This window comes from Streptomyces sp. bgisy159, from assembly GCF_057707805.1.
The window spans coordinates 118,601-130,805 of sequence record NZ_JBYIQX010000010.1; the positions used below are offsets into that span (position 1 = coordinate 118,601).

General features: G+C 71.7%; 15 protein-coding genes and 1 pseudogene. 10 read left to right on the top strand and 6 right to left on the bottom strand.

Going from position 1 to position 12,205, the window contains the following annotated elements; all coding sequences use genetic code 11:
• Window positions 1–28 precede the first annotated feature (28 nt).
• Together AC3ET3_RS12870 and AC3ET3_RS12875 are read left to right on the top strand one after the other, a co-directional pair.
• Window positions 29–979 carry a DUF1648 domain-containing protein gene (locus AC3ET3_RS12870; protein WP_432136963.1) on the top strand — a complete coding sequence of 317 codons (951 nt, stop codon included), beginning with the start codon at window positions 29–31 and terminating at the stop codon, window positions 977–979.
• A 2-nt stretch (window positions 980–981) separates the two neighbouring features.
• Complete coding sequence (locus AC3ET3_RS12875; protein ID WP_432136962.1) at window positions 982–1,374, top strand: GntR family transcriptional regulator; 393 nt, start codon at window positions 982–984, stop codon at window positions 1,372–1,374.
• A gap of 10 nt (window positions 1,375–1,384) precedes the next feature.
• Here AC3ET3_RS12875 and AC3ET3_RS12880 read toward each other — a convergent pair whose 3' ends face one another.
• Window positions 1,385–2,254 carry a potassium channel family protein gene (locus AC3ET3_RS12880; protein WP_432136961.1) on the bottom strand — a complete coding sequence of 290 codons (870 nt, stop codon included), beginning with the start codon at window positions 2,252–2,254 and terminating at the stop codon, window positions 1,385–1,387.
• A 160-nt stretch (window positions 2,255–2,414) separates the two neighbouring features.
• Window positions 2,415–3,233 (bottom strand): ABC transporter permease, encoded by an 819-nt coding sequence (locus tag AC3ET3_RS12885; protein WP_435612142.1) that lies wholly within the window; start codon window positions 3,231–3,233, stop codon window positions 2,415–2,417.
• Between the two features lie 315 nt (window positions 3,234–3,548).
• Between AC3ET3_RS12885 and AC3ET3_RS12890 the strand changes: the two are divergent.
• A pseudogene (locus AC3ET3_RS12890) lies at window positions 3,549–4,106 on the top strand (response regulator); the annotation flags it as partial.
• A gap of 69 nt (window positions 4,107–4,175) precedes the next feature.
• A complete protein-coding gene (locus AC3ET3_RS12895) occupies window positions 4,176–4,763 on the top strand; it encodes a TetR/AcrR family transcriptional regulator (protein WP_435612143.1) in 588 nt (195 codons plus the stop codon).
• Between the two features lie 162 nt (window positions 4,764–4,925).
• Here the strand turns inward: AC3ET3_RS12895 and AC3ET3_RS12900 are convergent, their stop codons facing one another.
• The 4 genes from AC3ET3_RS12900 to AC3ET3_RS12915 form a co-directional block, all read right to left on the bottom strand.
• Window positions 4,926–6,155, bottom strand: a complete 1,230-nt coding sequence (locus AC3ET3_RS12900; protein WP_435612144.1) for a trypsin-like serine protease — start codon at window positions 6,153–6,155, stop codon at window positions 4,926–4,928.
• A gap of 216 nt (window positions 6,156–6,371) precedes the next feature.
• On the bottom strand, window positions 6,372–6,776 hold the full coding sequence (gene tsaA / locus AC3ET3_RS12905) for a tRNA (N6-threonylcarbamoyladenosine(37)-N6)-methyltransferase TrmO (protein ID WP_435612145.1): 405 nt from the start codon (window positions 6,774–6,776) through the stop codon (window positions 6,372–6,374).
• Window positions 6,777–6,810: 34 nt separating this feature from the next.
• Window positions 6,811–7,032: a heavy-metal-associated domain-containing protein gene (locus AC3ET3_RS12910; RefSeq protein WP_435612146.1), complete on the bottom strand. Its 222-nt coding sequence runs from the start codon at window positions 7,030–7,032 to the stop codon at window positions 6,811–6,813.
• Window positions 7,029–7,520, bottom strand: coding sequence for a nuclear transport factor 2 family protein (locus AC3ET3_RS12915; protein ID WP_435612147.1), 492 nt, complete (start codon window positions 7,518–7,520; stop codon window positions 7,029–7,031). Before AC3ET3_RS12915 ends, AC3ET3_RS12910 begins: the two co-directional genes overlap by 4 nt.
• Window positions 7,521–7,607: 87 nt before the next feature.
• Here AC3ET3_RS12915 and AC3ET3_RS12920 point away from each other — a divergent pair, with 87 nt between their 5' ends.
• From AC3ET3_RS12920 to AC3ET3_RS12945, 6 genes are all read left to right on the top strand, one after another.
• A complete protein-coding gene (locus tag AC3ET3_RS12920; protein ID WP_435612148.1) occupies window positions 7,608–8,228 on the top strand; it encodes a TetR/AcrR family transcriptional regulator in 621 nt (206 codons plus the stop codon).
• A gap of 350 nt (window positions 8,229–8,578) precedes the next feature.
• Window positions 8,579–8,728, top strand: a complete 150-nt coding sequence (locus AC3ET3_RS12925) for a hypothetical protein (RefSeq protein ID WP_435612149.1) — start codon at window positions 8,579–8,581, stop codon at window positions 8,726–8,728.
• 75 nt (window positions 8,729–8,803) lie between these two features.
• Complete coding sequence (locus AC3ET3_RS12930; RefSeq protein WP_435612150.1) at window positions 8,804–9,631, top strand: endonuclease/exonuclease/phosphatase family protein; 828 nt, start codon at window positions 8,804–8,806, stop codon at window positions 9,629–9,631.
• A gap of 47 nt (window positions 9,632–9,678) precedes the next feature.
• Complete coding sequence (locus tag AC3ET3_RS12935; protein WP_435612151.1) at window positions 9,679–10,446, top strand: hypothetical protein; 768 nt, start codon at window positions 9,679–9,681, stop codon at window positions 10,444–10,446.
• The gene (locus AC3ET3_RS12940; RefSeq protein WP_435612152.1) at window positions 10,439–11,458 is read left to right on the top strand and encodes a phosphotransferase family protein; all 1,020 of its coding nucleotides are present in this window, start codon (window positions 10,439–10,441) and stop codon (window positions 11,456–11,458) included. The genes AC3ET3_RS12935 and AC3ET3_RS12940 overlap by 8 nt, the downstream gene beginning before the upstream one ends.
• Complete coding sequence (locus AC3ET3_RS12945) at window positions 11,389–12,189, top strand: FkbM family methyltransferase (protein ID WP_435612153.1); 801 nt, start codon at window positions 11,389–11,391, stop codon at window positions 12,187–12,189. Before AC3ET3_RS12940 ends, AC3ET3_RS12945 begins: the two co-directional genes overlap by 70 nt.
• Window positions 12,190–12,205: the final 16 nt, after the last annotated feature.

The window sequence follows — 12,205 nt, forward strand, 5'->3', positions numbered from 1 at the left end:
TTCAATGCGAACAATCCCAGGGGGGGCGATGATGAACACGAGAGGCAGGGCCGCACTGGCGGGTCTGCCGTTCGGGGCGGTGGCCGTCGGCTACGTCGCGGTGTTCCTGGCCCGGTACGACCGGCTGCCGGAGCGGATGGCCACGCACTACTCGGGGGACGGCTCGGCGGACGGCTTCATGAGCCGGGCCGGGGCGTTGTGGCTCGGTGGCGGGCTGCTCGTCGGGCTGGGCGTGCTGTTCACCCTGCTGACGCTCAGGGCAGGCGGCTCGGCGGGGTCCCGGCTCACTGCGGCGACCGCCGTCGGCACGGCCGTCACGGTCGGGTATCCGCTCCTCGGGATCGTCCTGGTCAACACGGACATCGACGATCCGGCCCGGGCCGGCATGCCGCTGTGGCACCTGGCCGTCCTGGTCCCGGCGGCCCTGGCCGCGGGCGCCGCGGCCTGGTGGGTGATCGGCGCCGGCCCGGAGCCGGCCGGCCGCCCCGCGTCGCCCACGCTGCCGCTGGCCGACGGCGAGGCGGCGGCCTGGAGCCGCTCGACGTCCTCCCGAGCCCTGTTGCCGGCCGCCGCCGTGATCGCGCTCTGCGGGGTGTCCGGCCTGGTGGCGGGCCCCTGGTGGGCAGGGGCGGTGCCGCTCGTCCTCAGCCTGCTCTGCCTGGCCTTCGCGCGGGTCCGGGTCACCGTCGACCGGCGCGGTCTGACGGTCGCCTCCGCGGTGCTGCCCGGGCCGCGGCTGACGGTACCGCTCGACCGCGTCGCCGACGCCGCGAGCGTCCAGGTCGACGCGATGGGCGACTTCGGCGGCTGGGGCTACCGGATCCGCCCCCACAAGCGGGGCGTGGTGCTGCGTTCGGGCGAGGCGCTGGCGGTCCGCACGGCCGACGGCCCGGAGTACGTCGTCACCGTGGACGACGCGGCGACGGCGGCCGCGCTGCTCAACGGCCTGGTCGAACGCCGCGCACGGGAGCGTGGCTAGCGATGCTGTTCCGCGTGCTGCCCGACTCGCCGGTGCCGCTGGGCGAGCAGATCGCCGCCTGTGTGCGCGGTGCCATCGCCGACGGCACCGCCACGCCCGGCGAACGGCTGCCGCCCGCCCGGGAGGTCGCCGCGTCGCTGGGCGTCAATGTGCACACGGTGCTGCGCGGCTACGGGCGGCTGCGCGACGAGGGCCTGATCGAGCTGCGGCGCGGCCGCGGGGCGGCGATCACCGCCGGGCCCGGCGTCGTCGACCGGGCCCGTCTCACCGAGGGCGTGCACCGGCTGGTCTCCCAGGCCCGCCGGCTCGGCCTGACGGACCAGGAGTTCCTGTCCCTGGTCCGCGACGGCCTGACCGGGGCCCCGGTCGCCCCGCCGGCCGCGCCCGGGGCATGACCCACGGGCGTCAGCGCGCCCCCCGGTGGTCACGGTCGTAGGCGGCCAGCACCTCGCACCGGGTACCGCCGGTGCGCAGGAAGCGCACGTCGAGGGTCGCGGCGACGTCGTCCAGGGCGGCGGCGAGCACGGCCGCCGCCCTGCGCACGCCCGGGTCGGCGGACCGCCGTCCCCGGTCGGCGAGTTCGGCGGCGTGGCCGATCGCGCCGGCCAGCGCGGTGTCTCCGGATCCGTCGTGGAAGTAGTACGACTCCGGGTACTGGGCGAAGTCCACGCTGACCCGGGCGATGTCGGCGGCCAGCCCGTGCAGCTCGGCGGCCTCCGGCCCGGCGTCCGTCTCCCCGGTTTCGCGGGCCGCCCGGCGCATCTGCCGGATGCGCAGCGCCAGCGTGCGCCGCCGGGCCAGCGCGGGGAAGATGCCGAGCACCCAGGAGACGGTGGCGGTCAGCAGCGCGAACCCGACCAGTGCCTCCAGCGGCGCGACGATCCGCAGCCAGTCCCGGGCGGGCGCGATGTCGCCGAGGCCGAGCGTGCCGAGGTTCACCAGGGAGACGTACAGGGCGTCCACCGGCCGTGAGTGCCGCTCCGCCTCCAGCTCGCCGGAGAAGACGAAGCCGTGCGGCATGTGCGGCCAGTACACCATCGCCCAGCCCACGGCGACGCCGCCGGCCCACATCGCCACCACGCAGCCCATGCCGAGCGGTCCTGCCACCCCCGCCGAGCCGCCACCGCGCCGGCCCCGCGCGGACAGCCGCCACAGTGTCATCATCACCGCCCGGCTCAGTCCGCCGTGCCGGGTCGGGTGCCACAGCGTGTGGAACACGTCCCGCAGGATGATCATCACGATGACCGCGCCGACCAGCGTGACCACCCAGTTCATGCGCCCTCCTCGACCCGACCGGCAAGGGCACCAGCATGCGGTCGCCCGGACATCCGCACCGAGCACATCCGCACGGTGTCCCCACCGGCCGGGCGCGAGCGGCGGACCGGGGCAGACCGCCGCCGTACGGCCGGTCAGCGACCACGTGCCCGGTCCCGGCTCACTCGTTGCGCAGCACTTGGGCGATGGTCAGCCGTCCCGCTCGCCGGGCGGGCACGTAGGCCCCCGCCACCGCGATGACCACCCCGGCCGACGCGAGGCCGCCCAGCGCCGGAGCACGCCACACGTCGGTCATGTACGCCGGGAGGCTCATGTCCACCGCATCGGCCATGCGCGGCACGACCAGTTCGTATCCCGCGATGCCCAGGGGGACGCCGAGGAGCGAGCCGATCGCACCGAGGACCGCCATCGAGGTCACCGTCATCGCGGTCGCCTGCCCCGGCGTCATACCGATGGACTTCAGCATGCCCAGGTCGCGCCGCCGGTCACGGGTGTTGAGGACGGCCGTGTTGAAGACGCCGAGGGCGGCGACGGACGCGAGCAGCAGGGTGAGAGCGCCGGCGGAGCCGACGACGGTCGCGGTGACGGCGTTGCCGCCCCGCGGGTGCGGGCTGAGCGCGGGGTCGACGGCTCGGGCCGCGCGGGCGTAGGCGGCGGGATCGGTGCCGTCGCGCAGCCGTACGTGGTAGGCGATGGGTTTCTCCGCGGGGGCCAGCCGGGCGAAGGTGGGCCAGTCCGTGACCAGCATCCGCGCGTCGCTCGCCATGAACTCCCCGACGATCAGCAGCCGTTCACCGCGTCCGCCCTTCTCCAGCCGGATCCGGTCGCCGATCCGCAGGCCGTTCTGCCGCAGGAAGGCGGACCCGGCGACGGCCTCACCGGGCGAGCGCGTCCAGCGCCCCCCGGTCAGCACGCTGTCCAGCCGGGGGCGGTCCCCGCGACGCCCCTCCAGCATCACCTTGTACGCGGACCCGGTCATGCTCACCTCCACATCGCCCCGGGCGGTGACCTCCGTCGCGGTAGTGGGTCGCGTAGACCGTGACCTGGTAGGCGTCCCGTCCGGCGCTGCCCAGCCGGTTCATGGTGGTCGCCAGGCCGGTCGCGAAGGTGACCGTGGTGACGCCGAGGACGACGGCGGCCAGGGTGAGGGCGCTGCGGCCGGGCCGCGCGAACGGCAGCCCCAGGCCCAGGCTCACCGGGCGCGGCAGCCGGCTTCCCGCGAGCCGGAGCTGGACGCCGCGGGCGCGTGCGGTTCCGGGAGCGCTGCCCGCGCTGATCGCCCGCGCCGCCGCAGGACGGCGTGGAGGCCGTGTCGATGGCGCGGCGGCTCTGCCCGGACGTCGTGCTGATGGACATCCGGATGCCCACCATGGACGGACTGGACGCCACCCGCCGCATCCTGGCCCGGTCCCGCGACTGCCGGGTGCTGATGCTGACCACCTTCGACCTGGACCGCTATGTGTACACGGCCCTGTCGATCGGGGCGAGCGGTTTCCTCCTCAAGGACGTCACACCGGAGCACCTGGTGGCGGCCGTACGCCTGGTCGGCACGGGTGACGCGCTGCTGGCCCCGTCCATCACCCGCCGTCTGGTGGAACGCTACGCCGCGGAACCGGAGGCCGGCCCGTCCGCAGGCACCGCCGCGCTGGCGACGCTGACGCCCCGCGAGCGGGAGGTCCTCACGCTTCTCGGCCGCGGTCTGTCCAACGCGGAACTCGCGGCCCGGCTGACCCTGAGCGAGGCCACCGTGAAGTCCCATGTCGCCCGCATCTTCGCCAAGTCAGGGCTGCGGGACCGCGCGCAGGCGGTGGTGCTGGCGTACGAGACCGGACTGGTCAGGCCGGGCCGCTAGGCGGCCGGACGCGGGGCCCTCTATCTTTCCCGGGTGCTCTAGGTTTTCCTCCCGGGAGTCGGAGATCGTATGGCCCGCGCTGGACTCACCGCCGACCGCATCACGGCGGCGGCCGCCGACCTCGCCGACGAGGTGGGCTTCGACCGGGTCACGCTGTCCGCGCTGGCCAGGCGCTTCGGCGTGCGGGACGCGAGTCTGTACTCGCACGTGCGCGGCCTGGGGGATCTGCGGGCACGGGTCGCGCTGCTGGCCGGCGGCGAGATGGTCGACCGGATCGCCGCGGCGGTGGACGGGCGCACCGGCCGGGAGGCGCTGGCCGCGTTCGCCGGCGCCTACCGCTCGTACGCCCTGGAGCGGCCCGGACGGTACGCGGCGACCCAGAGCCGCGTCGACCCCGACCCGGTGGCCGGCTCCCTCGTGATGCGCCGCACCGCCGACTTCGTCTACGGTCTGCTGCGCCCCTACGGCCTGGCGGAACCCGACCTCACCGACGCCGTGCGGCTGCTGCGCAGCACCTTCCACGGCTACTGCGTCCTGGAGTCGTCGGGCGGCTTCGACGCACCCCGCGATGTCCAGCGGTCCTGGGACCGGGCCGTCGACGCCCTGCACGTCACGCTGCTGCACTGGCCGCGGGACGGACAGCCCACGGACCTCTGAGCCGGCCGGTGCCCGCCCGGCCCGCACCGGCGCCCGCCCGGCGGCGCTCCGGTGGCGGCACCGCACGCGATGGTGCGGTGCCGCTCCACGCCGCTGACCGGTGCGGGCCGATGCGGGCCGGGGCGGCGGATGGCGGCCGGGGCGTCGCCGCCGACGCGCGGGTCAGCCCAGCGGCAGCGGGGCCGGGGCCGCCGGGGCGACGCCCGCCACGCGGAAGTTGTCGGCGTGCTGGAAGGTGAACCGCTCCCAGGTGGCGACGCTGTCCGAGCGGGCGCGCAGCAGACCGGCGTCCGCGCCGGTGTAGTTGGCCTCCACGGCGACGTACCTGCCGTTGCTCGCCGCCTTCAGGGCGTAGTTCTGCGCGCCCTGCGGGACCAGGGTGTAGCGCTCCCACCCGTGCGGGACCTCGGTGCGGGCGCGGAGCATGCCCTCGTAGGCGCCGGTCTCGTTGTTCTCGGTGCTGACGTACAGGCCGTTGGCGACGGACCGCAGGGACACCGTGGTACCGGCGTCGCCGGTGTGCAGGGTGAACTGCTCCCAGCTGCCCTCCGCGGTGTCGCTGCGGGCGCGCAGCGCGCCCTCCCGGGTGCCGGTGGCGTTCAGTTCGGCGGCGACGTACTTGCCGTTGACGAGCGACTTCAGGGACCAGCGGGCGACGTGGGCGCCGATCCAGTCCGTGATGTCGTCCAGGCGGGTCTCGACGGCACCGCGCGCGGTCGCGTCCGAGCCGAGGCAGCCGCCCTGCCAGGAACGGCTGTTGACGGCGACCAGTTCCCCGGTGCCGGTCCGGACCGCCGGACCGCCGGCGTCGCCCTGACAGACCGCGCCGCTCTGTGTGTCGATGTCCAGTTCTCCGCTGCGGGTGCCGGTGACGGTGAACGCGCCGGTGTGCGGGCGGTCGGGCACCCAGGTGTCGTGGGTGCGGCCGTAGCCGGCGACCGTCAGCTCCTCGCCGGCCGCCGGCGCCTGGGCGCCGAGGGTCGCCGGGGCGATGTCGCGGACCGGTGCGGACAGCCGCGCCAGGACCAGGTCCCGGTCCGCCCGGGGCACCAGTTCCACGACGTCGCGGACCTGCCCGGGCGTGCCGCTCGCACCGGTGCGGCCCACGACGGCCCTGGTGGGCAGCGGGGGCGCGCCCGCGGCGACCGTCGTGGGCTGCGCGGGGTCGGTGGCGAAGCAGCTCGCCGCCGTGACCACCCACCGCGCCTCGATCAGCGCGCCCGAGCAGGCCCGGTCCATGTCGCCTATCTCGATCCTCGCCGTGTACGGCATCACCCCGTCGGCGGCCGGGTCCCCCACGACCGCCTCGGCGTGCCCCGCGCCCAGCGTCCCGGTCGCGGCCAACAGCCCCACGGCCAGGGCCCCGTGGCCCGCTCTCGTCCTTCTCCTCATGGCTCTCCCCCAGCGACTTCGGCGGACGTGACTCGCGCAGCACCTCGCGCCCCCAGGGGCTCGGAACCCCCCTGCGGCACAGGCGCTCAGTGATCACCCCATCGTGCCCACTGCGGATGCCCCGTACAACCACCGCACGACCGACCGGAGACAGATGGCATCGCCCCGTCGCATCCCCGTCACCTCCTGGCCATCTTCAAGCGCCCGCGAGGAGGGTCAACGGTCCGGGGTGAGGAGGGGCTTGACGTCCAGGATCGGGGTGCCGTCGAGCGCTTCGAGGTTGCGGACGTGCAGGCGCGTGCCATTGACGGCGAGGATGTGGACGGTGTGCAGGCCGATCGGGTTGGGCCGGTCGGGGGCCCGGGTGGCGAATACGCCGGTGAGCGGCCGGGCGGCGTCCCCCCGCGGGTGCACGGCGAGCGTGTCGCGATCGGCACGGTCGAGCCAGGTGAGCAGCAGGACGTCGGTGCCCGGGGCCAGACCGTCGAGGGCCGGGGCGTACCGGGCGTCGAAGACGAGCCAGGCCTCGGGTGCGCCCTCGTCGGGCTGCCGGGGCGCCGCGGCGCGGTCCGTCAGCGACGACTCGACGCGCCCGACCGGGCGCAACCTGTCGGCGGTCATGAGAGCTGCCTCCCTTCCACGGCCGGCGTGCCGGTCACCTGGCCCCGTCCGCGGCCGCAAGTCCGTAGCCGGCCTCCTCGACCGCCGCACGCACGTCCGCCGTCCTCGGTTCCCTGTCACTGGTCACCACGACGGTACCGGTGTCGACGTCCACCGCCACGGCGGTGACACCGGCGATGCGCTCCAGTTCCTCGGTGACGGCAGCCGCGCAGCACCCGCACGCCATACCCGTGACGGTGTAGGCGGTTCCGGTCATGACGGCGCCTGCGCCCGCTCGGGGCCGTCGGCAGCCGGAACGATGCGGGTGGCCATGTGGGCCTGGCGCATCCGGCCGTCCGGGGCGAACCTGCCGAAGAAGTAGACCTCGACCGCGAGGTTCTTGCCGCGCTGCGACGAGTGCAGGGTGTAGCGGGCGGCGATCCGGTCGGCCTCGGCGACGGCGTCGTGCACCTCCACGCGGATGGTGGGCCGGTTCTTGCGCACCGGGCGGGTGTGCGCGACGAGTTTGTCGCGGTCCATCCGGTGGCCGTCGGCGATCTCGACGATGTCCGGGGTGTGATAGCGGTCGACGATCAGCGCCGCGTCCTCGTCGGACCGCAGGAGGTCCTCGGTGAACGAGGTGAAGAAGTCGGCGATGAACTGCTTGGGGTCGGTCGTGACGGATGTCCCACCGGGTGTGTGGTCGCTTGTATCGCCGTTCGTGTTGCCGTTCGTCCTGTCAGGTGTCTTGCCGCGTGGACGCATGTCGCTCCCGTCAGTCTGCTGCTCACCCAGGATCTTTTACAGCCTGTAAAATATACAGCGCTCGACAAATTTGGCAACATGTAAGAGATGATGTCTTCGCCCGCCCGCAACCGCCGCGCCGACGCCCTTCGCAGCAGGGCCGCCATCCTTGACGCCGCGACCCGGGTCCTCAACGCCGATCCCGACGCCGGTCTGGAGACGATCGCCGGCGCAGCGGGCGTGACCCGCCCGACCGTCTACGCCCACTTCCCGTCGCGGGAAAGGCTGTTGGAGGCCGTCGTCGGCCGGATCACCGACGAGGCGGTCGCCGCCATGGACGCCGCCGACCTCGACACGGGCTCCGCCGCGGACACCCTGCTGCGCATGCTCGACGCAGGTGCGGAAGTGACCGGCCGCTATCCCGTACTGCTGCGGCTGATCGGCAGCCAACCCGTCGGCGCGGAGGAGGACCGCGAACGGCATACGCCCGTCGCCGACCGCATCGAACGAGTCATCCGGCGCGGCCGTCAGAGCGGGGAGTTCGACGACCGGCTCCCCGTGAACTGGCTGGTCGCGGCGGCCATCAGACTCGGCCACGCCGCGAGCGAGGAACAGGACGCCGGCCGGCTCACCGCCACGGCCGCCCAGAACGCCCTCCGCACCAGCCTGCTCCGCCTGCTCGGCGCGACCGCACGACCGGACAGCTCACCCCCCTCCCGTTCCCGGTGAACTGGGGCGTGCTCCCTGCCAGGCCCGGACTGAGACGACGGTCCACTCGACCGGGGAGCCGCCCATTCCGCCGGTTCCTCACTCCGGGGCCGACCTGGAGCGGGACGGACAAGCCTTCACACTCTGCGGGCGACGATGTCTCTGTATGAGGTGGTCGCACGGATTGTCAGCCCGGCGGGAGCGCGACGACCGGCGCGGCGAGCGCTATGTCGCCGACGACCACCTCATGCACCAGTCGATGACGACCAGCGCCCGCGACAAAGCACAGGTAGCCGCGACCGCTCGGCAGGGCGCGGGCGTCCTCAGCTCGGCCACACCCGCCTCCACCCGCCTCCACCCGCCTGCGGAACATGGTCCGATTCCTCGGCTTCGTCTGCGAGAGCCCCGCCCGGGCGGCGGACCAAGCCCGCGAGGTCCTCTGCACGAAGCCCGACCCCACGCCGAACAACATCGCCAGGGCCACGCTGCGTCCGCATGGGCTGGAGGAGTCCGATGCGTGAGGGTTGACTGGCCTGTCTCATCGATCCAGAATTCTCCCTATTGCAGGAACGGGCTGATGCGGGGGCGCTCCACGCATGCGGATCATCAGCTGGAATCTACTCAACGGCGGCCAGGACAATGGCGATCGGTACCGACTGGGCCGCGCTGTCGATATCATCCGGTCCTGTGAGGCTGACCTTGTCTTCCTCCAGGAAGCCCGCAACTTCGACGCGCAGGACAACCGCCTCCTCAACGACGTGGGACGTCGGTTGCGACTGGCCGGATTCCTCTCCACTGCAGACAGCGGATACCACGTCGCCGCCTTTGTGCGACATGAACTCGGCGCCACATGTGCGCGTTTCGGCCGCCCCGACTTCTTCCATGCCCTGATCAGTATTCGAATCCCTCTCCCTAACGGGGGTGTACTGCACGCCCTGGGTGCACACTGGTGTCCGGACTCTCCAGAAATCCGGCTGGCCGAGGCAGAGCATCTGATAAGGCTGTTGCGCGGCGATGAGCCCGCTTTGGTCGTCGGCGACCTGAACTCGCCGGAACCTCATGCAGATCACACGTCCACGTTCGCGAAGGCGCAGCTCCGGATCCGAACCCGCTATCTGGCGTCGGATGGCAGTGGGAAAGTGGATGCTCGCGCCCTTGAATGTCTGGAATCCGCAGGCCTGGTGGATGTGGGGCGTCTTCGCGGCTCGACCGGCCACACTTTACCGACCCCGCTGCCCCTACCAGGACCTTCCTTTCCCCGGCTGCGACTCGACTACTGCTACGCGACAGAACCCTTGGCAGCGATTGTCACCGACTACCGGGTACTCAAGAACGCCGAAACCGACCAGATATCCGACCACTACCCCATCGTGGTCGACATAGATGTCAGTCGCCTGGACATTGAACACGCCGAGTCGCCATGACAGGTACTGCAGAGCCGTCGCGGCTGGAGAACCGCAGAGTCCGGCGTATGCTGCTCGGCTGCCTCGTCCTTCCCCCGGTCGCCTCGGTGGTGGCATCGGCGGTCGGAGCCCTGAGTCTGTCCGCCAGTCTGGCCGTCATGATCGGCGCTGACCTCACTCTGCTCACCATGCTGCTCGAGATCACGTTGCAGGGCCGGGCCGTGCAGCATTACGAGGTCACAGCCTGCAAGAATGACGACGAGGCCGTGCCGTACCTGATCGCCCATGTCGTCCGTGAGCGGCCCCGGACAGTCGATATGCTGGAATACAGCGCATTCGGCGCTCTTCCGCTACTCGCGAAACTCGGCGAGGAGGGCTGCACTCAGCAAATACGGCTCCTTGTCGCTCACCCGTCTGCCGCGATCAGTGACTACCAGCGGGACTACCGGCTCGCGGAGGGACTCCGCGCGCTTGCGTACCGTATCCCGGCGGACCGCGCTCGGAGCATCGGACTGCAGCTCAAGTGCTATTCGGCAACTGCCTCGTTACGGGGAAGACTGCTTGCCGACGAAGTCCTGGCGGTCGGCTGGTACTCCTACGACGATCGCGGACTCGCCGACCCTGGAGGCCGACCGCTGTCCGGCGCCTCCAACTCACTTGTCATCACCACCGCGAGCAGCTCCGGGGGGCAGCACCTGATACACCTCTACAGGCGCGTGTTCGAGAATCTCTGGCGGGATGCGGCGGAACCCGATCAGGCATGGGAACCGTATCGTGACACGTTGCCGCACCTGCCCAGCGCGGACTGGCTGACCTCGGTGCGGTCTCGTGGATGACCCGGCGTCCGCGACACTCACCCTCGGTCGGTTGGCTCGGTCCGACGCAGAACCTGGCGCGTCGTCAGCGGGCATCCTCATCGGCCAGGGAAGCGAAGCTCAGGTGTTCGCCCTGGACGCTGACAGCGTCTTCCGAGTGAGCCGCCGCGGAAGCGGTCCTGACGACTGGGCGTTCAAGGCCCACGTCACCGCGTGGGATCGTGGAGCTCCTGTACCCCGGCCACACGGACCCGCCAACATAGGCGGCCACTATGGATTGGTGATGGAACGCCTGGAGCCTTCTCACCTGTTGCACAGTATGAGCACGGCCCCATGGTCCGTGATGGCGGCCGGCCGCATCATGGGAACCGTCCACGCGGCAATCCATGACGTGACAGCACCCGCGATGCTGCCTACGGCGCATGAGGTCGTGCTCTCGCACATCGCGTGCCGTCAATTACCGCGGAGCGCCCGGCAAATCCTCGGCGAGCTCATGCGCACCCTGCCCACCGGCAATCGGCTCCTGCACGGTGACTTCAACCCGGCCAATCTCTTGCGACGGCCCGCGAGCGGCGAGTGGCTGGCCGTCGACTGGTCCGGTGCCGTCCGCGGCAACTCCGCCGCCGACGTGGCGATCACACTCGTTACGATCGCATGCGGTGCCATACCCGAGTCGGCCCCTCGATGGGCCTGTGCAGCGGCACCGGCGGGGCGTTGGGCGTTCTCCCGGGCATACCTCAACGCCTATCGGGCCCGCCGCTCCCTCGACCTGAAGGCCGTCAGGCGATGGGCTTCCGTGTGGCGGATACTGCGGGGCGCCACGTTGGACGTGAATAGGGAGGTCACATGCGTCCCACTCCGGAAGGCGCGCGGAGGCACCATGAGCCCGGCGAGACCGGAGCCGGTCGAGTTCCCGCCGACAGCGGAATGCTCCTGCGGTTCGTCCGGCTCGTACCACCCCGGATGGCCCTGGGCCTGGTCAGTCCACGGTTCGGCGATACACGTGGAGCCGCCCTGGCGCGAAAACTGCTAAGTCCACTTCGCCGACGCGACGTGATCATCCCCTTCGGGGCCTGCTCAGGCACACCGTTCAACGCCGGCGGGTCTGCACCGAGTTTCGCCCTGGGCACCAGTGAGCCCCATGTCCAAGCGACGCTTCACGACCTGCTTCAGCCCGGTCACGTGTTCTACGACATTGGAGCCAACGTCGGCTTCCATACAGTCCTCGGGTCCCAACGAGTCGGATCAGAGGGGCGCGTGTATTCCTTCGAACCGCTGCCCGGAAACGTGGAGGCTCTCCGCCACAACGTCCGCATCTCCAGCTCACTCAACGTGTCCGTGATGCCGTGCGCCATCACGGACCGCGTCGGCACGGCCATGCTGGCACCGGCTCGTGAGCCCTTCTGGGCACGCTTGAACTCGCTACCGCCGCCACCCGGGGCCCGCGCTGCGATTCCTGTCCGTTGCTGGTCCATCGACAAACTGGTCCGCTACGGTCAGATCAGGTTGCCGCACGTGGTGAAAATCGATGTCGAGGGTGCGGAACTCAGCGTCCTTCGAGGGATGGCCGACACCCTGGCGGAGGCTCGGCCGGCGATCATCTGCGAGGTTCACGGCACAGGGGAAGAGACGCACGACTTCCTCACGTCGGCGGGCTACACCGTACAGTCGCTTGCTCGTCGGCCCCATTCCCGCTCTCGCTCCCGCCATGACGCCTCGCGTCACGTCCTCGCCCTCACGGCGACTACTGCTTCAGCGCGCTGAACCACGCCCTGCCTCA

Excerpts from the sequence above, each read along its gene's own strand:
- AC3ET3_RS12870 (WP_432136963.1), top strand. The coding sequence starts at position 29 with ATGATGAACACGAGAGGCAGGGCCGCACTGGCGGGTCTGCCGTTCGGG.
- AC3ET3_RS12875 (WP_432136962.1), top strand. The coding sequence starts at position 982 with ATGCTGTTCCGCGTGCTGCCCGACTCGCCGGTGCCGCTGGGCGAGCAG.
- AC3ET3_RS12880 (WP_432136961.1), bottom strand. The coding sequence starts at position 2,254 with ATGAACTGGGTGGTCACGCTGGTCGGCGCGGTCATCGTGATGATCATC.
- AC3ET3_RS12885 (WP_435612142.1), bottom strand. The coding sequence starts at position 3,233 with ATGACCGGGTCCGCGTACAAGGTGATGCTGGAGGGGCGTCGCGGGGAC.
- AC3ET3_RS12895 (WP_435612143.1), top strand. The coding sequence starts at position 4,176 with ATGGCCCGCGCTGGACTCACCGCCGACCGCATCACGGCGGCGGCCGCC.
- AC3ET3_RS12900 (WP_435612144.1), bottom strand. The coding sequence starts at position 6,155 with ATGAGGAGAAGGACGAGAGCGGGCCACGGGGCCCTGGCCGTGGGGCTG.
- tsaA (WP_435612145.1), bottom strand. The coding sequence starts at position 6,776 with ATGACCGCCGACAGGTTGCGCCCGGTCGGGCGCGTCGAGTCGTCGCTG.
- AC3ET3_RS12910 (WP_435612146.1), bottom strand. The coding sequence starts at position 7,032 with ATGACCGGAACCGCCTACACCGTCACGGGTATGGCGTGCGGGTGCTGC.
- AC3ET3_RS12915 (WP_435612147.1), bottom strand. The coding sequence starts at position 7,520 with ATGCGTCCACGCGGCAAGACACCTGACAGGACGAACGGCAACACGAAC.
- AC3ET3_RS12920 (WP_435612148.1), top strand. The coding sequence starts at position 7,608 with ATGATGTCTTCGCCCGCCCGCAACCGCCGCGCCGACGCCCTTCGCAGC.
- AC3ET3_RS12925 (WP_435612149.1), top strand. The coding sequence starts at position 8,579 with ATGGTCCGATTCCTCGGCTTCGTCTGCGAGAGCCCCGCCCGGGCGGCG.
- AC3ET3_RS12930 (WP_435612150.1), top strand. The coding sequence starts at position 8,804 with ATGCGGATCATCAGCTGGAATCTACTCAACGGCGGCCAGGACAATGGC.
- AC3ET3_RS12935 (WP_435612151.1), top strand. The coding sequence starts at position 9,679 with ATGCTGCTCGGCTGCCTCGTCCTTCCCCCGGTCGCCTCGGTGGTGGCA.
- AC3ET3_RS12945 (WP_435612153.1), top strand. The coding sequence starts at position 11,389 with ATGGCCCTGGGCCTGGTCAGTCCACGGTTCGGCGATACACGTGGAGCC.